Here is a 25625-nt window from a genome sequence, read left to right on the forward strand (position 1 = left end):
TTTATTAAAGCTATTTTATTAGCAGTCCGCCAACTATACCCATCCCTAACCATATATACCATTTTTTATACAAAGGCTGCCTTATGCTAACCTGAGCAGAGGAGAGTTGGTTCACCTCAATATAAGGGTTTGAGAAGGTAATGTCGGTAGTAAGTGTTTCCTTTCCTAAAAACCATTTACGTTTGTATCCGGTTATAATGGCTGCATCGGTATGGGTAATAAAAGAGGAGAGGATAAGGCTGTAGTTGCTGGTAACCTGTTTTTTAAGCTTTCTGTTTTCTGCCTTTAGTGCAGCGGCTTCTTCGGCAGGTGCATCTTCTTCGGGTTCAATAATCTCGGTAAGTTCACCTTCTTTAAAAATGTAGGTAAAGCCATCGGGCATTATAAACTCACCTTCTGCAGGAAGTCCGTCTACAGTTGCAAGCTGCCCTATTTCTATTACGGCATCGTCTTCCAGTTCTGTAAAATCGATTTCGGTTCCTGTGGCATCCTGTACCACTTTGTTAAACATGTTGCTGTGCTTAAACTTTGCCAGCACTTTTGTAAACAGGCTTTCCATCCAGTGCCTGTCTTTCTCGGTAAATTTGGTCATAGTATTAGATTTTAAATATGCTTTTGCAGCTATGGCTACCTGCTGCGAGGTGGTAAAGCCCAAATCGGTTAACTGATTACCTGTAAGCCATGTTTCGTTTTTAAGTAGGGGGAGTATGGCCTGCTCTTCTATATTGAGCGCACCTTTGTAAAAGTTTACCAGCTTTTTTTCTATACTTTTTAGCTGTGCGGCAAACTGTGTAAGCTCGTCGGCAGTGCCCATAGATCCGCCCCAGGGCAGGTGAATCATAAACGGAGTGTTTTCACGTATAAGCCTTTTGTTGCCTGCCATAAATATTACGGTTGCTATACTGGCTACTATACCGCTACCTATGGTGGTTATGGGTTTGCCCAGCGATTTAAGGTAGTGGTAGATGTCGAAACCCACATCTACGAGTCCGCCCTCAGAGTTAATGTGTACGTTAAAAGCAGTGGCTTTGGGCTGTTTTTTTACCTGGCTTACAACGTCTATAAGCGCTATGCCGGGAGTTCCGTCAAAAGAGCCTATCTGGCCGGAGATGTAAATGTTTCCTGTCATTTCATAGTGATGAGAATTAAGTATTAAGTATTGAGAAGTGAGATAATAGATGACAGACTGAGAATGCAGCGTTCAGTAATCAGTAATCAGTGTGAGGGTAGGGTGTGTTGTTGCGAGGCACAAAGCAATCTTCAACTATTTTAAATTCTGAATTTTAGATTTTAAATTAGGAGATGTCTCCCTGCGGTCGACATGACAAGCTGTATGAGGTTAGAGGGGAGATTTTTAGTTACTAAGACCAAGTAACTTTTGTTGTCTCATTTTTACAGTACAAAGGTACGGCGGGTTTTTAGGTTTTTACTGAAGCGGCTTTTTCAGTAAACTTATATTTTTATGGCACTTTCAAATATTTCTGTGTTCCAATTTGACTCAGGATTTGTATAATCTATTCTTGAACGAATAATACCTTTGTTATATTTAACCTCATTAAGACTTATTGAAAAGCGTTTAATTATTTTTTCAATTGATTTATCTTTTTTTTTGGGTTTACTATTAGAAATGATTTTAGATGTTATATAAATATCATTAGAATGTTGATTGTAAATCTTTATCATTTCAGCTGTAGGTAGAATAGTATTTTTATTCCAAGGTGTAAGTTTTAAGATTGGATTAGAATCTATATATTTATCAAAAAGATCTTTATGATAGCCATTTTGACTACCATGATGCGGAAGTTTAAATATTTTTGCTTTTTCATTATCAAAAACTAATGAGTTTTTGATAATATGCAACCACCCCTGTTCTTCATTATTTCCTATTTCTAAATCAGAGCCTAAAATGATTCTTTGATCATTAAATTTAAGTAATAATGCCACTGATTTTTCGTTAGGACTATTATATGTGGGTCTAAAACTTCTTTTGCCATAATTATCAATTAAGGTGCTTATTTCTCCTTGAAAATCATCAATTGTTTTTGGAGATGGAGATAATGAATATAGTTCAAAAGTATATTTATCTTCAATATTTCTGTATAATAATTGATTGTAAATTGCATAATCAATTTTTTTATTTCTATCGTTTAATATTTGTAAGCATTTTCCGAATTCTTCAGTTGATCGCATTCCGCCCTTTATAGATTTTTGGTGATCTAAGGAAATGAACAATAAAAATTGTTTTAAATCTCTTACTAAAGATGTTACGAAAGAAGTATTTTCAGATTTATAGAGGATATTAGATAAACCTTTGATATGGTCATCATGCCAGTGAGTACATATTATAAGTTTGATGTTTTCTGGATGCACATTAATACTTTCTAGGTACTCTAAGGGCAGTGGCTTTTTATTTTTAGGATTTATACAACTATCAATTATTATCCAATCATTTTTTGAAAGCTTCAACACAATGCTTTCACCATATCCTCCTCCAGTGCCAATTAATGACACTTCTACTTCATTACTATTTGGTGCAATTTCTAGCAATTTTTTTAACTTAATAAATTGCCAAAGAAATTTTCGATATTATCATTTGCTTCATTAATATCTTCCTCACTTAACTCGATTAATCTTTGAAATCTTATTTCAGATTTTTTACTTATTTGTCCATTATCCATAAAATATCCAACAGTCCAATAAAAAATGGATCCATTATCTAAAAGCTTTAAATCATCTGGCGATATTTCATTTATATCAAATTCGCCATATTCATAAGTTGTATCATCAGATAAATCGAAAACATTAGCTGTAAATGAATCTTCATTAACTTTATCCACGACACCTTTCCACTTCTGGACTTTTTTTGAGAATTTTTTAGGAGATGGTATCTCAAAATATGAATCTAGGTTTGGTAAATCTAACTTAATAGTATTTTTATCCTCTTTTGATTCAGAATCATTAATATCCTTATCTAAACACGTACTATATTTTTTTATGGAATTATCGATTATCGATATTAATAATTCATTTTTGCTCTCGTTTTGAGAATCAAATTCATACCACGCTGCACTATTCAAAGATTTATTTAAAGCTGTACTTTGTTCCATATTTCTGAATTTATTTCATCTACTTTATTAAAAGAGGATTCCCAAATCTCGGCTAATTTATTAATTAAATGTTTTGCTTCACCGTTTGGTATATTTTCTACATGATGATTAATATTAATCATTATTGATTTACTGTCAGATATTAAATCCGATGGAGAAATTGTGACTCGATATCTTCCTTGGTCAGTTTTGTCAATATCTCCTTGTTCTAAAAAAGTTATATTAAGTAATTTAGGATTCCTAAGAACATTTTCAAATTGATTAACAGGTGAGAACCAATACCCGAAGTTTATATACTCTTCAGTGTTTCTAAGAGTATAATGTCTTAAATGATTTAAGCCAAATGAAACAAGAGGAGTTTCTCTTAATGCTGAAAAAATACTGATAATTAAATCTCTTAAAATTTCAAAATGAGATTCACTTTTTGTTTTAAAATCTATTCTTGTTTGAGATGCTTCAAAAATCAACCAGTCTAATTCAAATCGACAGATTTCAGGGTGAATAATTATGACTTTAGCATTTTCTGCTTCAGTTTCACGAATCAATCCTTTATTTAACATCCATTGTGGAGTTATTATTACAGGATTAAAATTTCCTATTATTACAGCATTAAAATTGTATATTTCTGTTTCTTTTTTTGACATTTTTTGGATTTTATTAGTGATAAAATCTTATTAGTAAATATAACAAAATATGTAAACTACAGACAAATTTAATTAATTTTTATTTATTCTAAATAGTTTTAATTTTATATTATTGTAAACAAATATACGGGAGTTTTTAGGTTTTTACTGAAGCGACTTTTTCAGTAATAAAATTTTAACATTTTGCGTTATATTTGAAGAACAACCAAATAACGCAAACCATGAAATCCCTACGCCTTACAATGCCGCTTTTGGCACTTCTGTTTGTATGCTGTAAACAGGAGGAGAAAAGAGAAGAACCGGTTTTAGGGAATACGACTTCCATAACCCACCTGACTGACCTAAAGAATACAGAGTTTTTTGCTTCACCAGATAATACCCTTACGGGTAAAAATGCCATATACTGTGCATCGTTACCTTATGCATGGACAAAAATAGGAGAGGCTATAGGCGAAGAAATAACGGTTAGCGATTCTTTTCCGCAATTGCAAAGACTTAACGAGCATAGCTTTTTTGTAAAAAATGTGTTTACCAATATAGATTATAAAACAACTACTCATATTAATGAACTAACAGGATCCATAGAGGTTTCGGCATCTTTTAGTAAGCAGTTGCCATTTGAGTATCCTATGGATAACTATAATGGCGATTTTGTTTTTAACGGTACTAAAGTAGAAGCCTTTTGCATACGTGGTGGGGAATATGAATTTAGGGCAGACATATTGGAGTATAACAGTGACAGTGATTTTATTGTCCGTTTAAACCCTAAAGATCCAAAACACGAGATACTGATTTGGATGCCCTCAAAAAGGCCTCAGACTCTGGAAGCCGCTATACAACACGTTGTTTATACTTTAAATAAACCTTCCACAGCCGAGGAAATTGAAAAGGAGGTTTTAAAAACCAAGTTTAGTGAACTTGATTTTTTGGTTATCCCTAAAATAGATTTCGATATCGATTATGATTACCCTGAACTGATTAATAACACCTTTACAACCCAAAGCGGTAAAAAACCACATACAGTGGCAGAGGTGTATCAGCATACCAAATTCAGGTTAGATGAAAAAGGAGCTGAGGTACAAAGTGAAGCTGCGATAGCGGTAGACAGTATTGTACCTGCAAAGCCTAAGAGAATGTTTGTAAACAAGCCTTTCCTGTTACTGCTTAGAAGCGACACTATGAATCCGTATCTGGCGGTATGGGTAGAGAATACCGAACTTTTGGTTAAAAATAAATGAATATGAAAAAGCACCTTACATTATTATTGTTGTTTGTTTCTGTTTGTTTTTACGGGCAGGAAGTTGTAAATGGTTTTTATATAAACGCTTACGATAATGATTATCCTATTTTGTATAAAGGTAATGGGGTGAATTATAAAGAAGTGGAGTTGATTTTGAAGAATGATGAAATGACCCAAAGACTTAGAAATTTATTTCAGTATACTCCTTTTTATATAGAACTTGAAGGCTTTACAGATGCTGACGGACGTTTTACGGTTAACGAAATACTGAAGATAGACAGGACCTATACGGCAGACATTATTGCTACAAAACAAGGCCTTGAATTAATAGGATTAACTAAAAAGACTACAGCTTTTGATGCACAGGGTTTTTGTATTGAATACAATGGCAGCTTAGCATTTTTTAAGTTGGAAGATGGAAAACTTTCAGCACCGGCGGTACTTATCCTCTCAGATAATAATATCTCTCTACCTAAAGGATTTACAAGTGGCAGACTTATCAAGGTTAAGGGCAGGCTTTCAAGTGGATTTATACCTTATCCGGAACCTGATATGTATCCTTATTTTTTTGGGTATGAATCATGGAAAGAAATACTGGCAACCGAAGTAACCCTTACAAATGACAATCAGCTTTTAGAAGACTATCTTGAAAAGCAGTCTGGGTTAAAGCCGGAACCAATTCAAAAGGAACAGGCCGAATATTTTGAAGGCGAACTGTTTTTAAGCACAAACTACGAATATAACGAACAGATGTATGTAACGGCTCTGGAAAACGGCGACCTGGTAAATACAGGAGGGGTGATTTTTAGCAACGCTATTAAAAAGATACCTAAGCTGCAATTTATAACCACTTTTGTACCCCACCTTAGAGAAGTCCATGAGGAGTACCTTACTCACGGTATACTTATTAAAGCTAAGGGTTTACGTATCTATGATGATCCTAATGCATTTAATAACCACTTTATGTACAGATATTTTATTTGGGATATAGAAAAGGTTGATGTTTCTAAAACCTTATGGGATTATAAGGCAGAAATAGTTGCAAAGAGGGGCTTTTTTGGTAAAGACGATGAAAAGGAAGTTTTTCCTTCTACCTTACAGGAAAGCAAGCAATATACTTTTAAGGGACAAAAAGACGGACACAGCTTTATGTTAATAGCTAAAAGAAAGGGAGGCTATATACATTATACATTTACAGCTACCGATGAGAGTAAAAAAGTGACTGAATTTAAAGGTAAGCTTGTTTTAAACCCGTGGTATTATGTATTTGTTTCTTCCACAGAACCCGACTCCTGGTATAGAGAGGGCTATGAAAGTACTGAACCCGACAGGTATGTTAATGGCAAATCGCTGCTTACACTATATGTATTAAGAGAAAAAGACGAAAAGGGTAACCTAAAAATAGACATTAAAAACAATTATAATACTTCGCCGATAACTATGGAACTTACCGAAGTAAAAAACTAAACCTATGAAAAAGCACCTTACATTATTATTGTTGTTTGTTTATGTTTGTTTTTACGGGCAGGAGAGTGAAGAGTTAGAAGGGTTTTATAAGGTAAACGGAGAAGAGCATTTGTTTTTTCCGTTACAGGACAGCCTTGTCAGCGCACCGTTTTTTCTTAAGTTAAATGGTAAAAAACTTCCTGAAAACTTTAATAATACTGCCCTGATTAGGGTTAAAGGCAAGAAAATTAAAAAGCCCTTTTTTGCCACAACCTATTCTATACTCTACCAAATTGAAGCCGATGAGGTTGCAGTATCTGATAATAATCTCCTATTGGAAGATTATTTAAAAAAACATCAGGTTTATAAAACAGAATTAAAGGAAGGTGAAGAGCGACTGGAATACTTTGAGAAAGAAGGTTACTATACAGGCCCATTTGAGGGACATACATTTGTATGGTTTGAAAATGAAGAATTTCAAGGAGATGCATGGCCTTTTTTTGATGAAAATATTATAGAAAATATTTATGTTAATGGAGAAAGGGGATTAGGCATTAAAAGTTCTTTTAATAAGGGAATATATTTGAAGGTTAAAGGTATTCGAACTTATGGAAAGCGATACGGGCATTATGGAGGGAGAGAATCTCAGGTTAACATTTCAAGTGTTACAGAAATTGATGCTGATAAATCGTTATGGGAGTTTATTGAACGTAAAATAAGGGAAAAAGGTTCTTATGAATATAAAAAAGAAAAACTAACTTTTCCTAACATACTTGAAGAAGGTAAAACTTATACTTTTAAGTCTATTGCTGTTTGCGATTGTATGCTTGAAGCAAAAAGAACCGGAGGCTATATAGATTATACCTTTACCGAGAAAGAGGGAACAGTCATAAAAAGCCAATTTAGTGGCAGGCTTATAGCAAATCCCTGGACTTATGATAAAGAGACGGATTATAATTGGACAGATTATCAGGTAACATATGAGAGTGTAGAAACCGAAAGTCGGGTTTATGACAATTCTAAGTTTACTGTTCAGGTATATCGTGAAAAATATGAAGATGAAAGGATACGGATTGCCATAGAAGATTACATAAACGATAGGGAATTTGGCTTAACCGAAGTAAAAAACTAATCACAAACTATAAAACCATAAATTATGAAGAACATGTTTTTAGTAATGCTAATGGCCTGCAGCAGCCTTTTTGCACAAAAGAATTTTATAGATCAGCCGTTTATAACCACAAGTGCAACCGCTGATACATTAATAATGCCCGATATTATTAAGCTTAAAATAACCCTTAGGGAAGGTGACTCCCGAGGCAAAAAAGCGGTGGAAGACATGGAAAAAGATATGGAAACCACACTTAAAGCGCTGGGTATTGATACAAAAAAAGATTTGACTTTAGGTACACTGGATAGTGAGTACCAACGCTATTTTCTTTCGGGTCAAAAAATAAACAAAACAAAAATGTACACGCTAGAGGTACACGATGCTGTTATGGCAGGAAAAGTTATTGCCGCTTTAGAACAGCAGGACATTTCTAATGTGCATATAGAAAAAAAAGACTACTCTAAAAAGGAAGAGCTAATTATGGAGCTTAAGCTGAAAGCGATTAAAAGAGCATGTAAAAATGCCAGCTTAATGGCTACCTCTGCAGGGAGTAAATTAGGAAAGGCACTTTTTATAACCGATAAGTCTTTTAAATCGGAAAGTTTATATAAAGCTGCATTGCTAGAGGAAGTAGTAATAACTAAAGGGAGGTCTTCTTCCTATGAACCGATACCTACTGAGTTTGAAAAACTCTTGTTTTCTGTAGAGGTCAATACGGTATTTGCTTTAGAATAAAATATATCAGGTTAAAAAAAGAGGCTCACTAAAGCCTCTTTTTTTGTTTTTGTCATTTGGCAACTGCTAAGCTTTTTTAAAGGATGAACTTTGCTGTAAATAAAAATCAATTAAAAAATGAAAACAGTATTAGTTACAGGAGCCACAAGAGGCATAGGCCTTGAAATGGCAAAACAGTTGGCAAAAAAAGGACACTTTGTTTACCTGGGCAGCAGAAATGCCGAAAAAGGTGAGGAGGTTGTTAAAGGGCTAAAAGCAGAAGGCTTTACAAATATTGAAGCCCTAACACTGGATGTTACCAATGCAGAAATTATTGCTAAGGCAAAGGCAAGGGTAGAGAAGGAGAAAGGCAAACTGGATATCCTTATCAATAACGCAGGGATACTTGGCGGAATGGAACAGGATGCACAAAACACATCTTTATCAATTATAAAAGAGGTGTTTGAAACCAACCTGTTTGGGGTTATAAGCGTTACGCAGGCTTTTCTTCCGTTATTAAAAAAGTCAGAGAGCCCAAGGATAACAAACGTTACTTCGGGGCTGGCATCCTTAACCCTGCATTCAGATTCGAGTTGGAAATATTATCAGGTAAAAGGCGCAGCATACGGCCCTTCTAAATCGGCATTAAATGCCTATACCATTGTATTGGCTTACGAGCTTAAAGACACATCTTTTAAGGTAAATGCGATAGACCCGGGTTATACCTCTACAGAGTTTAACCATAACAGCGGTCCGCTTAGTCCGGAGGCGTCGGCGGCATTTGTTATTAAACATACTGATACCGGTGCCGATGCACCAACGGGACATTACTTTTCTCACGACATTACAGACGGTACTGAGATAAGCCCGTGGTAATACTAAAGCAGCATCTCCGCTAAGGGGATGCTGTATTTTTATGGTATTAAATTTATTAAGACCTTTACAACTATATAAGCAACAGCATAGCGATGGATACACAGCCTTTAATTGACTTTTTACTTCAGTTTGGAGACCTCAATAAACAGCAAACAGATCTTATAAAAGCATCGGTTACAGAGAGGACCTACAAAGCAGGGGACTATTTTATGGAGGCAGGGCAGGTAGCCCGCGAAATAGCCTTTACCCTTGATGGTATTTTCAGGGTTTGCTATTATGACAAACAGGGTAATGAAGTCACTAAACATTTTGTAAGCGAACATAGTTTTATGGTAGATGTAGAAAGTTATAATTCGGGGGTTTGCAGTACAAGGTACGTGCAGGCCGTAACCGATAGTGTTGTACTTATACTCTCTAAGGATGCCATGAAAAACCTGTCGGACACTATAATGATATGGGATGCCATGATCTACAAAATCACAACAAAGGGTCTTGCCCAAAAAATGGAACGTCTTAGCAATATGTTTCCGCAGGATGCAACAGAGCGTTACCTTAGCTTTCTGGAAAAGTTTCCTAACCTCGCTAATCGCGTGCCTTTGCAGTATATCGCTTCCTATTTAGGTATTACAAAACACTCGCTTAGCCGTATAAGGAAAAACATCCGCTAAGGCTGTTATTTCCCTTCCATAAACGAAACCACATTAAACATGGTACGTTCGGTAATGTTATAGTTCTCGGCAATAAGCTGTATCATGTGGGTTTTGCGCACTTTCTTAAAATGCTTTTTGTGGTATTCGGTTTCCTTAAGGTAGGCTTCATAATATACTTTCCAGTCCAGTACATGTACCGGGATGAGGTTTTTGCCTACCAGTTTTACAAAGTTTTCGCCCAGGCTAAGGAGAATTTCATAGCGGGTCATTACCATTTATTTATCGGACAAATATCATTAGAGCGCACTTTTGCCGAAAGCGGGCATTTGCACAGGTTGCAATAGTTTCCCTGTATTTCGGTAAGGTCGTCTTTTATAAAAGCAAGCAGTTTCCCTCTTTTCGCATTGGGGCAGGCGGCACACAGTTTTGCGCGGTGGCGGGCTGTGTTTTCGGTTACTTCGGGCCGGGTTAAAAAGTTTTTCCAGCCACTAAGTATTTCATTTATCAAGAGATAAAAAGTGTAGTCAAATATTTAAAGCAAAAATAAAAAAAATCTCTGCTATTAGAAAATAATCTTATATATTTGGCCAAAATAATCTTATTAAATTTAAATCACGCCAAAATGAAAAACCTTAGTTTATTATTTGCCTTATTATTTAGTTTAGTTGTAAGTGCTCAGGAAACAAGACGAGCAGAAATTTTCCCTAACAATCATCCCGAAATTTTAATCGGTAAAACGGTTAAGGTAAAACCTCTTCCCGAGAAATTTAGAGATAAAGGCTACCCCAATTTTTACACTGATGCTTTAGCAATGAAGACGTATAGTAAAATTGATTATAAAAAATCGTCTGCTGACTCTCTTGAAAACAAGGTGTTTAAAGTAGTGTCAAATGACACTAAGTATCCTGAGATATTAAAACTGGAGTCTGCTGAAGGTGAGATTATTTACTATGAGCTTAATAAATATGACAAATCTGAATACTATTTTGAAGTAGAAGGAGACCTTGATTTACCTGAAGGTTTTTATTGTGAATATTTTCAGCCCGGACTAGATGAAGGTAAGAAAATGAGCAAGATGACAAAAAGTATTTGGGGTGTAATAGTATGGTTACATAATAATATTCAAACAGACAAACTGGAGGTAGATCTTATGCTGGCTATGCCTACTACAGCCAGTAAAGGAGTTACTGTTATTTTTGATAATGGTGAAAAACTGGAGTTACCTAATATAAAACTTGATGGAAAATTAAACGACGGTAGCAGAGAACACAAAAATTGCATATATAAAATAACTACGGATAAAGAGAAAAAACTTTTTACCGAAAACATTATAACCACTATTATTTTCGGAAAGGAAAAAACACCTGTTAATAGTGATATTCCCAGTATGCATGGAGAAATAATAAGAGGTGTTGTTGAGTGTTCTTTTAAAACCATTGAAGAAAAAAACAAGCTGTAATTGCTTTGTACAGGTATAAAAATAAAAGGCTTTAGCATTTGCTAAAGCCTTTTTGTTTGTATTAAAAGTTAGCATTGTCCCTAACCTGTACATAACTGTTGCCCTGAGTAAGAATATCCTCTACGGCAACCACAGGTGGCGGAATACTTTTTACTGCCTGAACAGTTAGGTTAGCCAGTTCCTGCATGTTTATTTGAGACGGTGCAATTTCACGCGATACTATACCTCCGCTTTCAAAATAATTACCAGAACCGCTTCTGCCGGCAGGGAAAGTGTTATTAAACGCCATAAAGTGGCGTGCCGCATTTCTGTTCATAACACCTATAAGTTCTCCTTTTTCGGCTTCAAAGCGGGTACCGTCTTCGCCGGTAAAAAGTGTACCGCCCGCACTGTGCCTTTGTCCGCCTATGCTAAACAAAGCACCTTTTTCGGCTTTAGGGGTTTTAGTAGAGGTTATCTTTTTAATGTTGGCGAGTCCGGTAGCAACGGCTGCACCTGCTGCTGCTGCACCCAGTGCCGGACCCACAATAGGGATTCCCGATAGTGACTTAAATGCCGATACGGCCGACTGGTAAGTGTCTATAGTAGCCTGTGCCACAGCCATTGCCTTACCCGCCTTACTTTCTTTCCCTAAAATGGTACTCATATTACCAAAGGTAGACGAAGCCAGGCTTAGCTTACGTTCCATAGCAGCTTCCTTAATATCGCCTACATTATCTTCGTGCTCTTGTGCTTCGGCTTTAAGAAGATCGTTATACTGCTGTTCGTTTATTAATCCCTGTGCTTTTCGTTCATCCAGTTTGGCAACTTCGGCAGCATAGCGTGCGTTCTCATCAATAAGTTCCTGCTCATACTGGCTTTGTGCATTAGCTTTATCTACTTCATAATCCAGTTGTGCTGCTGCGGCTTTTTCCTGTATTGCCTGTACTTCATTTTGAATCTCATTTTGTTTCTGTTCTTTATTAGATTGTACAAGAGCTGCATCGTTAGCTTTTATGGTTTCGTCATACTCCTGCCTAATCCTTAAAAGCTCAGTATAATATTCTGTTTCCTGCTGTGAAAGCTGTTCATTATTAGCTCGTTTGTTTTCAAGTGTTTCAGCATCAAGGTTTGTCCCGGTAAACAGTGCATCAATTTCTTTTTGCCTGAGTTCTTCAAGCCTTTTAGCTTCCTCTTTTATTAACGCATCGGTTAATACCTGTGCCCCGTCAATTTTACTTTGATGCTCCTGTTTCCATAATTCCAGTTCGGCATTAACATACCCCTGTGTGGCTTTGAAGGTTTTTTCTCCCAGTTCTTTCTGTATATTAATAACTGCTGTTTTATATTCCAGTTGGCTAATTTTCTTTTGTTTAAGCTCTTCATCAAGCAGGGCTATAGACTTTTTTGCATATTCCTGCTCATAGGCAATCTTCTGCTGAAGCGTTTTTGCTTTTTCACTGTTCTCGGCTTCAAAAAGGTCTAAAAGCTGTTGCTGTCTTTCCAGTGCCTTATCCATAGCCTGCTGCTGTATCTGTTCCCTTTTTTTCTGTTCTTCTTCGCGTTTTTGGGTAAAGCTTTCGTTAAGGGTGTTTATATTATCAAAATGTTTTTTGGTAAGCTGCTGTTCTTCCGTTTGAAGAGCAATCCTGTTAAGCTGTGCTTCCTTAAGCGCATCTATTTCTTCCTGACTTATGCTTTTGGTTTCCTGAAGATGTTGTGCATATTCATATCCCTTAGTTTCAAGGTTTTTAATTTCCTCTTTAGTAAGGTTACTTCCTGCTTTTATTGCTTTTATGGCTTGCTGATACGCATCTTCAGAATGTTTTTTCCTTTCGGTAAGATTTTTACTCTCTGTTTCATTGGCTTTTTTAAGAGCTTCCAGTCTTTCCTGTTCCGATTTGGTTTGATCTTCCGATGCCTGTGTATACTCTTCAATGCTTTTTTGGGCTTCGGCATTTCTTATTTCCTGTAAAGCCATACTGTCGGCCAGTTCCTGTTGCGCTTTTTTAAGCTCATAGGCTTCCTGTGCAGCAGTTGCCATACCTTCTCCTGCATTGGTAAACCAACTTAATATGGACTTAGAGCCGTTAAACACGTTTATAAGGTCGAGCAGGGAGTTTTTAATGGAATCAAAAACAGCACCCGCAGCTGCAGTAACCTGTGCTACCTTATCCATAACAGGCCTGAAATCTTTAAAAGCTTTGTTTAAAAAGTCTATGGCTAAATTAATCCCTTTTAATATGGCACCTATAGGTGTAGCAGTAAAGGCATCTGATGCTTTTGTCATTCCGCCTATACCTTCACTAATATCTTTAAATGCATTTTTTAAAAGGGGTCCCATTCCGCCTGCTTCCTGTGCACGTTGTTTTAACCCTTTTATGCCGCCGTTAAAAACATTAATACTCTGAAAAGCATCTATAGTCTGTTTTTTATATTCCGAAAAAGTTTTGCCCCCTTCTTTAAGGCTTCCTGAACTTTGATCGGAAGCTGTTTTTACAGATGTTATTGCTCCTGACAGTTTTTTTAGGTTTGAAGAGGCATCGTCTGCCGAGTCGCTAAGGGAATCCTGCTCTTTAGCCGCTTTTTTTGCCGATTTTGCCAAGTCATCGTGAGATTCACTGAGGTTATCCGTTTGTTTAATAGCTTTTTTAGTGGCTTCAACCTGATCCTCGAGCGCTTTAACGTATTTGCCAAGTTCTTTTTTAGATTCCTTAAACTGTTGTGATGACTCTTGTCCCGAAGAAGTAAGGCTTGCCTGTTTACCGGCAGCATTTTTTGCTGACTTTGCCAGGTAATCGTGAGCCTCACTAAGTTTTTCTGATTGTTTGGCTGCATCTTTAATAGCTTTAGCCTGTTGGCCTAATGCTTCGTTAAGCTTGGCAAGCTCTTTTTTCATGTCTTTAAACTGTTGGGAAGATGCCTGCCCCGAAGCTATGAGGTCATCTATTTTGTTTTTAAGTTTTTTTATAGCTTCCCTTACTTCATTGGCTCCCTCCACAAGGCTTTTTACATCAATGTCGAGTTGTGCAATTACAATTTTTTCTGCCATTTATTTGTTGTTAGTCAAGTATAAAAGTGTTTGATAGTGTTTTTGTGGCCTCATACCTTACCCTGAAGTGTGTTGCCGGTACAGGGGTAATAACGGTATCGGGTTGCCTTGGCGACTGCTGTACCTGTGCAGTTTTCCAGTTAACACCATCGGGCGAGTACTGATAGATCAAACTGTTTACCGGTGTAAAGTTTGTTTCGTGGTTAATTATGTAGGTAAGAGGGGTAAGCTGTACCACGCTTCGTATGTTTATAGTATTTACACGTACAACCGGAAGGCTAAACCCACTATATGCAGGAGTGTAATTAACCCTAACCAGTTCACATTTGGTAAGCCTGCCGGGGATGTAGTTGTTTATTTTGTTTACCATAAAATAAGCCGAAAGCGCATCTATATAATACAGCTTTTTAAAGTCGAAGTTGGCAATGTCACTATCGGTAAGGTAAAGCTCTGCGTTTACTATAAGGGCTTTTTCCAGTATGCTTTGCAGCGGAGCGTAATAGGTGTTTATAATATCGCCAAAAGACAGTTTGGTAAAGCTTTCCCTGTAATACTGCGAGGTTAGAATACTGGAACCTAATTCTGAACTTAATGCCATTACATTTCCAGGCCTTAAGTTGGCTCTCATTAAATAAAAGCGTTTGTCCAGTGACTTATACGTTACGGGAGGTTCGTTATCTTCAGGTTCTTCCACGACTTCTTTTTCCCATAGCTTATAGATATTTGTAGGCTCATCGAGAAAGGTTAACTGCTGTTCCGGACTGTAGATTTTAGACTTAATACTGTCTTTACTTTCTGCAAGATTTTGGTTGTTTACTGTAATATAATGGTCGTTATGAAAAGCCCCTTCGGTATTGTAGAGATACCTAAACCAGTTTTGCTGGGCATAGCTGCCGTATATGTAGCTTTCGTTAAGCTTTTTGGCAAACTTGCTGCTCCAGTCTGTAACAGGGGGTGTTTTAAGCTGTTCGGTTAACGAAAGGAACTCATAATTGTTAGTGTATTTGTCCTTAAACAGGGTAAGCCCAAAACGGTACACAATTTCCTTGATAAAGTCTTTAATGCTAAACTCAGCCAGGGCATTGCTAAAGTCCATTTCGCCGGTAGTAAGCCTTGTAAGGGTAACATCCAGCATTGGTACAAAATTGAAAAAGAACCTGTCATCAGGATTTGTAAATACCAGGCAAATACTTTCGTTTTCTTCCAGCCGTATGGTTTTAGAAAAACTGAATTCGGTATCAGGCGCAATGTTCTCTTTTGCGGTAAACAGTTGCGGAAAGTTTTCATAATGATGACTCATAAACTGACCGTAGTTTTCGGCATTTTTACACACTACCAAATTTACCGGTTGCGTACAGTCGAGTTTACCTTTTACAGTAAGCCTGTAGTTAGCGGTTTGGTCTACCTTAAGGTGCCTTAAATCGCTGCCTTCGGCCAGTTCGTTAACTTCAGGTTCATAATACTGAGTAGAGAATATCTTCCAGCCCAGGCTACTGGAGTTGTACCAGCTCCATTTTTCCGGAGTACTTTTAAATACAATATCTCCCGAGTTTTCTACGCCTTTAGGATAGGTAAGCCATAGGTTTTTAAACTCATCCGATTCAAATACAGATCCGGTGTAAGTAAACCCATAATGGGAAAATATCTTATCCCAAAGCCATGCCGCATTTATGGACGGAACCATATAGTCGATATTTATTCTGTCGGGAGCCCCCAGTAATCCCCTGCTATAAATTCGTTTCCCGTTATAGTCGGCAAGAATGTAACGGTAGGGAAGGTTTTGTGTCCAAGATTGTACTACCGTTTCAGGGGTTTTCTCGTGCGTAAGTTCGTCAAGGCCAATTGTGGCAAGTGTATCTTTTTCCACTTCCTTAAACAGGTCTATAATACCGTCATACACTACGGCTTCATAATAGTCGCCGCCATCGGTAATTACTGCCCAGCCGTTGTAAACAAAGCATTCGCCAGCATCGTTAAACAGGCTACAGCTGTTTTTTTTATATGGCACGTTAGATGAGTTTCCCGTAAGGGTCATTTGGTCCATTGCCCTTATGTTGTTTGCCGTTTTTGGGAGTTTAAATTTGTTGGTATAACTGGCCTGCCTGTCGTCCAGGCTGTTTAGGTCGTTTACCTGTTTTGTTTGGGCAATGTGCTGGCCGGCATCCAGATCTATTAACTGCCCGTTAATGTAGAGGAGAAGGGACAAGTTGGTGTTTTATGGTCAAATCTTTTTATTGAGTACTAAGTATTGAGAATTGAGACAGAATATGATGAATCGTATGAGTGAGCAGTTCCCCTCTTGAGAGGGGCAGAGTGTGTCATTGCAAGGAGGAACGACGCGGCAATCTATTTTTAAATGTTGAATTTTAAATTTTAAATTGAGATGTCTCCCTGCGGTCGACATGACACCCCTTTTGGCTTTGTCATTCCGATACGAAATGCAGTGAAGTGAGGAATCTCATACCAACTAACTGCTATTGTAAATGAATATTAAATACTTAAAAATTGCTATATTTGGGTTATAACCGCCTTACTATGAAAAGATTATTATTGCTGCCATTACTACTGTTTTATGTTGTTGGTTTTGCACAGGCAGATGTAACTGTATCTTTTCCTAAATTAGAGTTTAGAAAAGGAGAAAAAATACAAATGGAAGTAACCAACAACACTATCGATACTTTGTATGTAACCTTTGGACTGCAAAGGCTTAATGAAAAATCGGGCGAGTGGGATAGTTACAGGAAAGATGCTTTTTCTAAACCTCACGTTAAAGCTGAATTTTGTTTGGTTGTTAAAGCAGGCGAATCCCTGGAAAAATCTTTTGAAATATCCGAGTCGGAGTGGCTTCGTTCTCCGCAATATACTGATGCTGAAAACCGACGTTTACTGGACGAAGCAAAACGAGGGACTTATAGGCTTGAGGCCAGATACTGGCGAAAAGAACAGAAAAACCGTGAACTAATTTATACAGAACCTTTTGTTGTAAAATAATGAAACATAATAAGCTATTATTACCCTTATTGTTTTTTATACTGTTTTCCTGTACACAAAAGCCTCAGGAAATGCAGGAAAACCTGATTATTACTGTTGGCAGCGGAATGGATCCCAGTGAACCGAGATACGGTATAGAATTAAAAGGCGATACCTTGTTTTACTGTGAGGAAATTAATCCGCAGGAGACAGTTAAAGATACATTTTTGTATAAATACTACTATTGTATTATTGGTAAGGAAAAAGTAACCGAGATATTAGAGCGCAGCAAAGCCGTTTTTGATAACAAACTGGATTATGGGTATATAGACGATGCTAATTTTTATCAGCTAAATATTAATACCTACCTGGAGAATACTGATAAACCCGTTGACACACTTACAACTACTTTTTATATTGCTAACCTAGAAAGTGAGGAGCAGGTAAAGGTGGTGAACGATATTCTTGCCCTTAAGAATTGTGACTTAAAACCAATGAAGTATCATTTGTTTAATTCAGGGATATTACAGTATAAATTGCCACCACCGCCACCAGTAAAAATAGATGGCCCGCCAAGGAAAATAAAGTAGATTACTTTAATATTGAATTGAGATGTCTCCCTGCGGTAGACATGAAGCAATCTGGTATAGATTTAAATTAGGGTTTCTTTTTTTCTTGATCCGGATATAAAAAGATACCTTCCTTCATGTAATAGTCTAACGAATTGAATATATCGCTAATTCGGTATTCATAGTTTTCCAGCCATTCACTAAATACCTCGGGATGTTTAAAAAAATGCTGTAACTTAAATTGGGTTTCTTCAAGATGTTTTGAATTATCTACAAATCTTTTGTGGTAAAATCGCATTACATACTTTTGGTCATAACACTCTATAATCAACAGATATTCAGAACTAAAAAAGTTCTTGTCATAAAAGTTCTTAGAGATTTTACAAAAAGGCTTAAAAAATCCTCCGTTAATTATGAGCTTTTTGTTTAAAAGGTCTTCTTCAACTGGAGTCATATTAATAACCGGTTTATAGTATAGTTTGGACCATTCAAAAACATAATCGAATACCTGGTCTCTATCCATACCAGGTGCTTTAAATGTTATGGTTTTTGTAGTATCGGCCTCAAACCTAAAGGTAATTTTTTCCTCCTGTGCAAAAAGGCAAACGCACACAAAAACAAACAGCAGTGTAAGGTATTTTTTCATTGCAAAGTAAATTGTAATAGTTAGCTATTATAACTCTTTGAAATTTAGTTTATTGCCAGCTTTATGAATTAGATTGGCTACTCTTTAAATAAGAGTTTTTAATACATTCCATATACCCTGTGCATTTCTCTCTCAAACTCTTCAACAGTGTCTGAACCACAAGTTTCCATAGTTTGCATTAACATGACATAATAATCCGTATTGGCTTTGGTATAAGCTAACAGAGCTTTATCTTTTTTATTCCAGGCATCTTTAGCTTCTTCAGCACTGGAAAAATCGGTTTGGTCAATGTGTGCTTCTACCCAAAAAAGAATCTTCTCAGTAAAATTGGTAGCCCTCGGGTCGTCCATAGGCTCTTTGTTATGTACTTTGGCAAAAAACTCTTCGGTTAGTTTCCTAAGATTTACAGATTCGGGCGAGTTATGCATTTTTAAAAACTGCTCTTTAAGTGCAGCCATTTTTTCCTTACACTCATCAGTTAATTCCGTCTTAGTATTCTCAACTTCGCCATCAAGGCCAACAACGGTATACTCCTGAGCTTGTATAATATTTGTCGTAAAAAAGAAAAGGGCAGTAAAAAAGAATTGTTTCATTAGGTAAGGTTTTGGTCTAACAGCGCTAAAATAAGTAACTAAACTTTCTTACACCAGTCTGTCGCAAATAATTTATCCCATTTTTTCATATATACATCAAAATCAGTACTCCAAAAGAGTGGATTTGCACAAAATTCTATAATGTCTTCTGTTATAGCCGAAAACCTTCTTTCAAAAAGGATATCATTTTCATCAGCTGCACTCGTTACATTTGAATAATGTTTATTGATAAAGGAATAAATTTCATTTTTGGTAACCCCCATACTTTTCAATTCATTTAATAGGGCAAATACCTTAACAACAAAAGACTTATAATCATCAAAACTCATAACCGAGAGAACATGGTAATTAAGGTTATTCTCGATAAAATTTTTAAATGCGGTTACAGCTTGGTTTATATTATTTTCCATTGCTAACAGGTTGATATCATCAAACTAAAATAACGTTTTTATTATAAATATCGAATTTCAAACTATGAATTGAGATGTCTCCCCTCCGGTCGACATGACCACACTAAAGCGTGGCAAGCTGTGGCAATCTCAATTATTCTTTTGTCCTGCCACAAAAGAACCAAAAAGGCACGGCTGTGGCTCCTTAGGCTAAAAATTACTGCATTCGGCTAAACCATCCGAACTCGGCTTTCGCCTCAAACAGCGGATGCTTCTTTACGCCTCCTTTGCAATTTTCCTAACGCCACAGAGCCTGATCCCGGAGCTTCACTCTGATGTTCTGTTGTTGTGAGTTCCCCTCTTGAGAGGGTAATTATATGCTATTTTACACCAAACCATCTAAAATAAAAATTCAGATGTTTTTTAGTTTTATATGGGTTGATGGCAGGGGCAACTCAAATAAAATTCATAAAATCCGAATTCAATATAAAAATGAAATTTAAAACTCGCTTAAAATTTTCAACACACATTATTCACCAGCATCCTTAAGACCATGTTCAATTTTAGATGGTAAAACAAATAAAAATTCTGCAAGAGCTAAAGTAAAATCAATAACTTTTTGTGCATCAGATGGGGTCGGCAATTCAGCCTCGTAATCAGCATGACGCTCTTTGTTTGACTCTAATCTTACATGATGCGCCCATTCAGCCATATCTTTAGTTATTAAGTGTTCACTGGCCGCTTTATCTATTCTTGCATAAAGGCTTCCATCAATATACCCTTTTTCTTTAAGCATAGCATCTATAGAGCTAGCCGCTACCATTATTGATGCAGAAGAAGCATGTATAGTATCTATAGCTTGCTGAAGAAAAGTTCTAGCTTTAGCGGGAATTATATCATCTACTTTAACACTTTGTGGATATATTTCACGGTGATGATAATTATCCCAAGCAGCACTGACCACACTCCCGCATCGGTTGCAGCTATAAAACCCCCAATACCGATGATTCCTACCGTACATATCTCTTGTTTCAGTTTTAGCTCTCATTACAAGGCTTGGACTGTCTACATTACAAAAGGGACATTTTGGTAACTCTAAAGAATTTTCTATCATAAAAGTTCAGGTTATTTATTTTCACATAACTTAAGACCTTCTGAAATAAAGTCACTATAAGGTATCTTAGTACCAGGAATTTGGGGATTGTCTAACCATATATTCTCTATTTCTTTAACTTTAGAGTCATCTCGGGAAGCACTTTTAGCAGAACCGTTTAAAGCGTAAATTGTACCGTCTTCGGTTTTACAATAAACTTCTTTGTATGGTCGACAAAAGACTTCAACTTCATTAACTGAAAAAGGCCATTGTCCCGAAAAAGTATTTTTAGTAAACTTAGTAGTATTTTCAGAGCATGAAGTCAAGAAAGCAAATGATACTAAAAGAAGAATTTTAAAATAAGTAAAGTTTCTCATATCATTAGTAGTTAGTACTACTAATATAGAAAAACTTTTGAAAAAAAAAGGAATAATAGAACGCTACTTCATCTAATATTTCTACAGGTAATTATATATCCTTGAGAGGGGTAGGGTTGTGTTTGTATAATTTTAATTGAGATGTCTCCCACCTCGCAATGACAATACTTGCTAAACTTTTGCCTTATGCCTTTCAACTCAAAACTTAAAGCGTTATCGTGTATCGCTGCGGAAGCTCTATATCAAAAGTAAAATTGGTAAGCTGTTGTTTAGGGTTTTTAATCCTTGCGTTTGATGTTTTAAGGGTAACCTCCATCCAGTTGTTTTTTCCGTTTTGGCTAAGGGGCTTCCCCGTAAACAGATACACTTTTGGGCTTTCCAATATGCCCTGTACAATACGGCGTTCGTCGTCGTTAAGTAGTTCGGCAGTAATCTTAAGTGTATCCATACTCTCTTTGCCAATTTGGGTAGTGCGTCCAAAGGAGTTTTCCAGATTATAATAATCGCGGTCTAACTCACCTGTGTATTGCGTACTGCGGTCTATACTGTAGGTGTTTTCAAAAAGCCAATAGCTGTACCCGCCGTAGTTGTTGAGCCATTTTAGGTAAACGCCTTTTTTGTATGGCACTTTTTCCAGCGTAATAAATTTATCTGTACTGTAGTCAAACGTACTTTTCTTAAAACGTATTTCGTTAAAACCTTCCACTAGCGGGAACAGACTCTCCAGTGTTTCATAGGTACGACCATCGCTAAAAACAAGTCGGGACACACGTGCTTTGGTTGGCAGTTTTGCCGATAATGCCGTAGTGGTATTCTTCAGGTAAAAGTAGGAGGTAGTAGGCATAAAAAAGCTAACATCAAACGGATAGCCTTCCCAGTATTTAAGGTAATAATGCTGCGTACTGTTAGCCTTATTGGGAGAAAGTAAAAAATAATCGGAAGTAGTGCGGCGGTTGTAATCGCCAAGCTGTTCGGCTGCCGAAATCCATGTTAGGTTATAACCATTATCGTCGTGGGCACCGTCGTTCATCCAAATGGTAAAGTACAGGTTGGTATTAAGGTAGGAACCATTTTCAAAATTATACACATAACTGTAGGTGTTAAGTCCTTCCAGACTTGGGGTTAGGGTATCCTCAAAATTTCGGGTATTAATGTATGAGGTTACGTATGGCTTTAGGTTGAGGAAGAAAGTACCGTCTGGTGCCGGATAAATTCGCATGGGTTTATTATTAAAGGTAAGGTCGCAGTATTTGGGCTTACCCGGCAGGCTGCTGTAAAAGTTAAGCACATCGTTATTGTATGCCATACGCACACGGTAAATGTCTATGGGGTTTGTAAATACGATCATAAAAAAGTGTTGTTTATAAAAGAGGTAAGGTTTTGGGTTAGATTGGCCAGCTCGTTATCGCTAACCTTGTTTATAATCTGCTGAATGCGCTGCGGGGTTATCACAGTGCTTATTAGCTCAGTACCGCCGTGTTGGGCGCGATTATACCCTTCGCGTGCAATTTTTCGGGCAATAAGGTAGGCCAGACTACTAAGGGTAATGTCGCCCTCTATAGTGCCGGCTATGCCTTTTGCCACCAGCCATTGTTCTATGGCTTCGCTGGGGGGCTGTTTGCCGGGTTTGCGTCCGTATTCAAGGGCATTGGTATATTCTTCGCCCTTAATGGTTACACTGTTTTCTATAAGTTCTATAGTGAGGCTGTTGGCCCAGTTCCCGGTGGCGCGCATACCCAGTTCGTCATACTTGGCAATGAGTTCACTTTTCAGCAGTTCAAACTCTGCCGATAAAATACTACTGGTTAGTATCATACTTTACGGGTATTGTAACGGAATAGGAGCACAGCAGTCCGTCCATATTGGCATCAAGGGCATCGGTTACGTCAATGTTTTCCCATTGGCTTACGGTATAGCCTCTTGTGGCAAGCCTGTTGCCAAGGGTTTCAAAAACGGTAAGCAGCGGTTCTATGTTTGTGGCATATTTACCGGCCTGAGCAGTATCGCGCTCGGCAAAGTACTGTTGGTCGAAATCCGATTGCTTTACCAAGAAGAATTTGCCCGTATACTGATGGGACATAATTCGGGTTCCGCTGTTGTTGTACTCGCTTTTGCGGTTTGTAAATTCGTGCAGAAGGTAGGTTTCCCCTGCGTTTGCAGAACCTTCTAACAGGTTTAATGCGGCTTTTTTACCGTAATGGTAAATGAGGTTGTGGTCTTCGGCCATAAGCTGAAGAAGGCGTACAATGTCCATTGTTTTTTCAGGTTTTTTGAAGTTAGTATTGAGATGTGAGATAATAGATGATAGAGGATAGACGGGGGTGTGTCATTGCGAGGCACGAAGCAATCTGTTTTAAATGATGAATTTTAAATTTTGAATTGAGATGTCTCCCTGCCGTCGACATGACACAGTGTGCTGTTATGAGGATGAGGAGTTCCCCTCTTGAGAAGGGGGTAGGGGTGTGTTATACCTGTTCTTTTGTCCTGCCACAAAAGAACCAAAAAGGCACGGCTATGGCTCCTTAGGCTAAAAATTACTGCTCTCGGCTAAACCATCCGAACTCGGCTATTGCCTCAAACAGCGGATGCTTCTTAACGCCTCGTTTGTAATTTTCTTTACGCCACAGAGCCTGATGCCGGAGCTTCACTCGGATGTAATAACGTTGCGTGTTATTGGTTTAGGGTTGCGAGTTCCCCTCTTGAGAGGGGATGGAGGTGTGTCATTGCGAGGCACGAAGCAATCTAATTACTGTTTTAATTGAAAAAATCCCTACTTTTAATAATAGAAACCATTCTTACTATGCGTTATACCATCTTCCTTTTATGCCTTTGCTCTTTACTGGTTACTTCCTGTAAAAAGCGGACAGATTTTGAGAAAATGCTGATAGCTAACCAGTGGGTACTTAATTCCCGTGAAGCCCCTGATAGTATTAATACTTGTTTTGGTTTTTATATGGTATTTGATAAAGACGGAACTGATAAGACTTTTTATATTGACTCAGACAAAGAATATAGTTCTTTTTACTGTGGAATGACTAAGCTGGCGCCAGAGGAATGGTCATTTAATGAAGAGGATAGCATTTTAATATTTAATAAGATACCTCTTAAACTGCTATCTGTCACTCCTGATACTATTTTAATGGAACGCCTTGACTATGGATGGAAGCTTAATTTTATTAATAAGGCTTATTTTAACCGAAAAGGAAAGTTTGTGAAATAGCTGAATTGTATATGGTAACATTAAGTTTTAACGGAGATATAAGCATTACGGGAGACATTACGTTAAATGCTGAAAGAAATACATCGTGGAGTAATAAAGTTACTTTAAGTGTAAAGAAGTCCGGGAATATCATTTTTAAGTCGGAGCACCCTGTAAGCGGTAAGTCAGAGATAATTTTTCAGGATTTGGATAAGGAACTAACCCTTATTGGTAAAGAGCTGTTTTTTGATTCTGATAATCTATACTCACAACATTATAGAGGATATTTTTTTACCGGAAGGCTTTGCACTGTTTTTTATAATAATGAACCTATTGCCAATGTTAGTGTAAACAGGTTTATATGCAGTAAGCTTACAATTGTTTTTAATACTGATGTAACCCCAGAGATAAAACTTTATACGGTTATCTTATTGCTTATGCGTTACTGCCGTTTGGATGCAGACTAATATTTTCTGCCATTGAGATGTCTCCCTGCGGTCGACATGACACACTGTGCTGTTACGAGAATGAAGCTCCCCTCTTGAGAGGGGTTAAGGGTGTTATTCTATTCTTTTGTCTTGAAACAAAAGAACCAAAAATTCAAGGCTGTGGCTCCTTAGGCTAAAAATTACTGCTCTCGGCTAAACCATCCGAACTCGGCTATTGCCTCAAACAGCGGATGCTTCTTAACGCCTCGTTTGTAATTTTCTTTACGCCACAGAGCCTGATGCCGGAGCTTCACTCGGATGTAATATCGTGGCGTGCTATTGGTTCAGGGTTACGAGTTCCCCTCTTGAGAGGGGTTAGGGGTGTGTTATTACGAGGAAGAACGACGAAGCAATCTACTGCTTACTGCAACTGAACACTGAATACTATTTTACTGTCTTGCCAGTTTCTGATAATCGTTTTCCACTTCGTTTTGGGTTTTGGTTTGTGCCAGCAGGTTAAAGATTTCGCCATAGGGTTTGCGGCCTAAATCAAACGGGTACTGACCAAACATTTTACCTAACTGTACCAGCGGAAGTGTGTCGCTGTAAGGCTTTAGCCTGTCGGCGCCTGCCATTTGCCATAAATGTGCGTCGGTGGAGTATGATGCCAGTACATGGCTTTCGGTTTTGATCACTTCCTCAAACTGACTTACAACATATTTTTTTGCGGCAAAGTAATCGGTTATGGGGGCGTTCCAAAATTCATCTTCGGTAACGTCAAAGCAAATGGTAAAGAGTTGGCAAATGCCCTGCCAGCTGTCTATTTTAGGTAGCAGACGTATGCAGTATTTTACGTTAGCATACGGCATAAGGTTGGTATTCATGCTTTTTCCTGCAAAATTGTTTTTAGGATTTAGGTGCTCCAGTATTGCATCATACAGCAAAGTGTCGGGCAGGGTGGTGTATTGTTTTAGGGAGATGTTTTTCAATATAAAGCTTTTGAATTGAAAGATTTTAAGTCAGTTGCGTGTTACGAGTTCCCCGCCTGAGAGGGGTTAGGGGTGTTAAGCCTGCCACGCTACA

Annotated in this window: 28 protein-coding genes; 11 read left to right on the forward strand and 17 right to left on the reverse strand. The window is 37.5% G+C overall.

The genetic code is table 11. The annotated features are described in order from the left end of the window. Nucleotides 1-10: 10 nt before the first annotated feature. The 4 genes from NU09_RS05600 to NU09_RS05615 all read right to left on the reverse strand — a co-directional run bounded on the left by NU09_RS05600 (nt 11) and on the right by NU09_RS05615 (nt 3751). Entirely contained in the window at nt 11-1129 is a 1119-nt protein-coding gene (locus tag NU09_RS05600) for a Clp protease ClpP (protein WP_129750276.1), read from the reverse strand. A 323-nt stretch (nt 1130-1452) separates the two neighbouring features. Then, entirely contained in the window at nt 1453-2547 is a 1095-nt protein-coding gene (locus NU09_RS05605) for an MBL fold metallo-hydrolase (RefSeq protein ID WP_165357668.1), read from the reverse strand. A gap of 5 nt (nt 2548-2552) precedes the next feature. Then, complete coding sequence (locus NU09_RS05610; RefSeq protein WP_129750278.1) at nt 2553-3107, reverse strand: hypothetical protein; 555 nt, start codon at nt 3105-3107, stop codon at nt 2553-2555. Then, nucleotides 3086-3751, reverse strand: a complete 666-nt coding sequence (locus tag NU09_RS05615) for a hypothetical protein (RefSeq protein WP_129750279.1) — start codon at nt 3749-3751, stop codon at nt 3086-3088. The genes NU09_RS05610 and NU09_RS05615 overlap by 22 nt, the downstream gene beginning before the upstream one ends. 221 nt (nt 3752-3972) lie before the next feature. Between NU09_RS05615 and NU09_RS05620 the strand changes: the two genes are divergently transcribed. The 6 genes from NU09_RS05620 to NU09_RS05645 all read left to right on the forward strand — a co-directional run bounded on the left by NU09_RS05620 (nt 3973) and on the right by NU09_RS05645 (nt 9806). Next, nucleotides 3973-4989, forward strand: coding sequence for a serpin family protein (locus tag NU09_RS05620; protein ID WP_129750280.1), 1017 nt, complete (start codon nt 3973-3975; stop codon nt 4987-4989). Nucleotides 4990-4991: 2 nt separating this feature from the next. After that, nucleotides 4992-6458 (forward strand): hypothetical protein, encoded by a 1467-nt coding sequence (locus tag NU09_RS05625; RefSeq protein ID WP_129750281.1) that lies wholly within the window; start codon nt 4992-4994, stop codon nt 6456-6458. A gap of 4 nt (nt 6459-6462) precedes the next feature. Next, the gene (locus NU09_RS05630) at nt 6463-7569 is read left to right on the forward strand and encodes a hypothetical protein (RefSeq protein ID WP_129750282.1); all 1107 of its coding nucleotides are present in this window, start codon (nt 6463-6465) and stop codon (nt 7567-7569) included. 24 nt (nt 7570-7593) lie between these two features. Further along, a complete protein-coding gene (locus NU09_RS05635) occupies nt 7594-8283 on the forward strand; it encodes an SIMPL domain-containing protein (RefSeq protein ID WP_129750283.1) in 690 nt (229 codons plus the stop codon). Nucleotides 8284-8400: 117 nt separating this feature from the next. Continuing rightward, nucleotides 8401-9138, forward strand: coding sequence for an SDR family oxidoreductase (locus NU09_RS05640; protein WP_129750284.1), 738 nt, complete (start codon nt 8401-8403; stop codon nt 9136-9138). Between the two features lie 92 nt (nt 9139-9230). Next, nucleotides 9231-9806, forward strand: a complete 576-nt coding sequence (locus NU09_RS05645) for a Crp/Fnr family transcriptional regulator (protein ID WP_129750285.1) — start codon at nt 9231-9233, stop codon at nt 9804-9806. A 5-nt stretch (nt 9807-9811) separates the two neighbouring features. Here the strand turns inward: NU09_RS05645 and NU09_RS05650 are convergent, their stop codons facing one another. Both NU09_RS05650 and NU09_RS05655 read right to left on the reverse strand, forming a co-directional pair. After that, nucleotides 9812-10057 (reverse strand): hypothetical protein, encoded by a 246-nt coding sequence (locus tag NU09_RS05650; protein WP_129750286.1) that lies wholly within the window; start codon nt 10055-10057, stop codon nt 9812-9814. Next, nucleotides 10057-10296: a hypothetical protein gene (locus NU09_RS05655; RefSeq protein WP_129750287.1), complete on the reverse strand. Its 240-nt coding sequence runs from the start codon at nt 10294-10296 to the stop codon at nt 10057-10059. Before NU09_RS05655 ends, NU09_RS05650 begins: the two co-directional genes overlap by 1 nt. A 114-nt stretch (nt 10297-10410) precedes the next feature. Here NU09_RS05655 and NU09_RS05660 point away from each other — a divergent pair, with 114 nt between their 5' ends. Further along, complete coding sequence (locus tag NU09_RS05660) at nt 10411-11247, forward strand: hypothetical protein (RefSeq protein ID WP_129750288.1); 837 nt, start codon at nt 10411-10413, stop codon at nt 11245-11247. A gap of 61 nt (nt 11248-11308) precedes the next feature. Here NU09_RS05660 and NU09_RS05665 read toward each other — a convergent pair whose 3' ends face one another. Both NU09_RS05665 and NU09_RS05670 read right to left on the reverse strand, forming a co-directional pair. Next, the gene (locus tag NU09_RS05665; RefSeq protein ID WP_129750289.1) at nt 11309-14278 is read right to left on the reverse strand and encodes a hypothetical protein; all 2970 of its coding nucleotides are present in this window, start codon (nt 14276-14278) and stop codon (nt 11309-11311) included. Nucleotides 14279-14288: 10 nt separating this feature from the next. Further along, nucleotides 14289-16484: a hypothetical protein gene (locus NU09_RS05670; RefSeq protein WP_129750290.1), complete on the reverse strand. Its 2196-nt coding sequence runs from the start codon at nt 16482-16484 to the stop codon at nt 14289-14291. 329 nt (nt 16485-16813) lie between these two features. On the opposite strand from NU09_RS05670, the gene NU09_RS05675 reads away from it, so the two are divergent. Together NU09_RS05675 and NU09_RS05680 are read left to right on the forward strand one after the other, a co-directional pair. After that, nucleotides 16814-17269, forward strand: coding sequence for a hypothetical protein (locus NU09_RS05675; protein ID WP_129750291.1), 456 nt, complete (start codon nt 16814-16816; stop codon nt 17267-17269). Beyond that, complete coding sequence (locus tag NU09_RS05680) at nt 17269-17838, forward strand: hypothetical protein (protein WP_129750292.1); 570 nt, start codon at nt 17269-17271, stop codon at nt 17836-17838. The genes NU09_RS05675 and NU09_RS05680 overlap by 1 nt, the downstream gene beginning before the upstream one ends. A 67-nt stretch (nt 17839-17905) precedes the next feature. Here NU09_RS05680 and NU09_RS05685 read toward each other — a convergent pair whose 3' ends face one another. The 8 genes from NU09_RS05685 to NU09_RS05720 form a co-directional block, all read right to left on the reverse strand. Continuing rightward, entirely contained in the window at nt 17906-18463 is a 558-nt protein-coding gene (locus NU09_RS05685; RefSeq protein ID WP_129750293.1) for a DUF4468 domain-containing protein, read from the reverse strand. 98 nt (nt 18464-18561) lie between these two features. Then, nucleotides 18562-19056, reverse strand: a complete 495-nt coding sequence (locus tag NU09_RS05690; RefSeq protein ID WP_129750294.1) for a hypothetical protein — start codon at nt 19054-19056, stop codon at nt 18562-18564. 38 nt (nt 19057-19094) lie between these two features. Continuing rightward, nucleotides 19095-19466 (reverse strand): hypothetical protein, encoded by a 372-nt coding sequence (locus NU09_RS05695; RefSeq protein WP_129750295.1) that lies wholly within the window; start codon nt 19464-19466, stop codon nt 19095-19097. A 508-nt stretch (nt 19467-19974) separates the two neighbouring features. Beyond that, a complete protein-coding gene (locus NU09_RS05700) occupies nt 19975-20559 on the reverse strand; it encodes a DUF4145 domain-containing protein (RefSeq protein WP_129750296.1) in 585 nt (194 codons plus the stop codon). Nucleotides 20560-20570: 11 nt separating this feature from the next. Continuing rightward, nucleotides 20571-20915 (reverse strand): DUF2511 domain-containing protein, encoded by a 345-nt coding sequence (locus NU09_RS05705; RefSeq protein WP_129750297.1) that lies wholly within the window; start codon nt 20913-20915, stop codon nt 20571-20573. A 205-nt stretch (nt 20916-21120) separates the two neighbouring features. Continuing rightward, nucleotides 21121-22263, reverse strand: a complete 1143-nt coding sequence (locus tag NU09_RS05710) for a hypothetical protein (RefSeq protein WP_129750298.1) — start codon at nt 22261-22263, stop codon at nt 21121-21123. Then, nucleotides 22260-22730 carry a hypothetical protein gene (locus NU09_RS05715; RefSeq protein WP_129750299.1) on the reverse strand — a complete coding sequence of 157 codons (471 nt, stop codon included), beginning with the start codon at nt 22728-22730 and terminating at the stop codon, nt 22260-22262. The genes NU09_RS05710 and NU09_RS05715 overlap by 4 nt, the downstream gene beginning before the upstream one ends. Next, on the reverse strand, nt 22714-23169 hold the full coding sequence (locus tag NU09_RS05720; protein ID WP_129750300.1) for a hypothetical protein: 456 nt from the start codon (nt 23167-23169) through the stop codon (nt 22714-22716). The genes NU09_RS05715 and NU09_RS05720 overlap by 17 nt, the downstream gene beginning before the upstream one ends. 504 nt (nt 23170-23673) lie before the next feature. Between NU09_RS05720 and NU09_RS05725 the strand changes: the two genes are divergently transcribed. Both NU09_RS05725 and NU09_RS05730 read left to right on the forward strand, forming a co-directional pair. Further along, the gene (locus NU09_RS05725; RefSeq protein ID WP_129750301.1) at nt 23674-24135 is read left to right on the forward strand and encodes a hypothetical protein; all 462 of its coding nucleotides are present in this window, start codon (nt 23674-23676) and stop codon (nt 24133-24135) included. 11 nt (nt 24136-24146) lie between these two features. Beyond that, nucleotides 24147-24581: a hypothetical protein gene (locus NU09_RS05730; protein WP_129750302.1), complete on the forward strand. Its 435-nt coding sequence runs from the start codon at nt 24147-24149 to the stop codon at nt 24579-24581. A gap of 410 nt (nt 24582-24991) precedes the next feature. Here NU09_RS05730 and NU09_RS05735 read toward each other — a convergent pair whose 3' ends face one another. After that, nucleotides 24992-25531, reverse strand: a complete 540-nt coding sequence (locus NU09_RS05735; protein WP_129750303.1) for a hypothetical protein — start codon at nt 25529-25531, stop codon at nt 24992-24994. Between the last annotated feature and the right edge of the window lie 94 nt (nt 25532-25625).

The sequence above is a fragment of the Flavobacterium beibuense genome, from assembly GCF_004151245.1.
Classification (GTDB): domain Bacteria; phylum Bacteroidota; class Bacteroidia; order Flavobacteriales; family Flavobacteriaceae; genus Flavobacterium; species Flavobacterium beibuense_A.

Coding starts and splice junctions, on each gene's coding strand:
- NU09_RS05600 (WP_129750276.1), bottom strand. CDS start 1,129: ATGACAGGAAACATTTACATCTCCGGCCAGATAGGCTCTTTTGACGGA.
- NU09_RS05610 (WP_129750278.1), bottom strand. CDS start 3,107: ATGGAACAAAGTACAGCTTTAAATAAATCTTTGAATAGTGCAGCGTGG.
- NU09_RS05615 (WP_129750279.1), bottom strand. CDS start 3,751: ATGTCAAAAAAAGAAACAGAAATATACAATTTTAATGCTGTAATAATA.
- NU09_RS05620 (WP_129750280.1), top strand. CDS start 3,973: ATGAAATCCCTACGCCTTACAATGCCGCTTTTGGCACTTCTGTTTGTA.
- NU09_RS05625 (WP_129750281.1), top strand. CDS start 4,992: ATGAAAAAGCACCTTACATTATTATTGTTGTTTGTTTCTGTTTGTTTT.
- NU09_RS05630 (WP_129750282.1), top strand. CDS start 6,463: ATGAAAAAGCACCTTACATTATTATTGTTGTTTGTTTATGTTTGTTTT.
- NU09_RS05635 (WP_129750283.1), top strand. CDS start 7,594: ATGAAGAACATGTTTTTAGTAATGCTAATGGCCTGCAGCAGCCTTTTT.
- NU09_RS05640 (WP_129750284.1), top strand. CDS start 8,401: ATGAAAACAGTATTAGTTACAGGAGCCACAAGAGGCATAGGCCTTGAA.
- NU09_RS05645 (WP_129750285.1), top strand. CDS start 9,231: ATGGATACACAGCCTTTAATTGACTTTTTACTTCAGTTTGGAGACCTC.
- NU09_RS05650 (WP_129750286.1), bottom strand. CDS start 10,057: ATGACCCGCTATGAAATTCTCCTTAGCCTGGGCGAAAACTTTGTAAAA.
- NU09_RS05660 (WP_129750288.1), top strand. CDS start 10,411: ATGAAAAACCTTAGTTTATTATTTGCCTTATTATTTAGTTTAGTTGTA.
- NU09_RS05665 (WP_129750289.1), bottom strand. CDS start 14,278: ATGGCAGAAAAAATTGTAATTGCACAACTCGACATTGATGTAAAAAGC.
- NU09_RS05675 (WP_129750291.1), top strand. CDS start 16,814: ATGAAAAGATTATTATTGCTGCCATTACTACTGTTTTATGTTGTTGGT.
- NU09_RS05680 (WP_129750292.1), top strand. CDS start 17,269: ATGAAACATAATAAGCTATTATTACCCTTATTGTTTTTTATACTGTTT.
- NU09_RS05685 (WP_129750293.1), bottom strand. CDS start 18,463: ATGAAAAAATACCTTACACTGCTGTTTGTTTTTGTGTGCGTTTGCCTT.
- NU09_RS05690 (WP_129750294.1), bottom strand. CDS start 19,056: ATGAAACAATTCTTTTTTACTGCCCTTTTCTTTTTTACGACAAATATT.
- NU09_RS05695 (WP_129750295.1), bottom strand. CDS start 19,466: ATGGAAAATAATATAAACCAAGCTGTAACCGCATTTAAAAATTTTATC.
- NU09_RS05700 (WP_129750296.1), bottom strand. CDS start 20,559: ATGATAGAAAATTCTTTAGAGTTACCAAAATGTCCCTTTTGTAATGTA.
- NU09_RS05705 (WP_129750297.1), bottom strand. CDS start 20,915: ATGAGAAACTTTACTTATTTTAAAATTCTTCTTTTAGTATCATTTGCT.
- NU09_RS05710 (WP_129750298.1), bottom strand. CDS start 22,263: ATGATCGTATTTACAAACCCCATAGACATTTACCGTGTGCGTATGGCA.
- NU09_RS05715 (WP_129750299.1), bottom strand. CDS start 22,730: ATGATACTAACCAGTAGTATTTTATCGGCAGAGTTTGAACTGCTGAAA.
- NU09_RS05720 (WP_129750300.1), bottom strand. CDS start 23,169: ATGGACATTGTACGCCTTCTTCAGCTTATGGCCGAAGACCACAACCTC.
- NU09_RS05730 (WP_129750302.1), top strand. CDS start 24,147: ATGGTAACATTAAGTTTTAACGGAGATATAAGCATTACGGGAGACATT.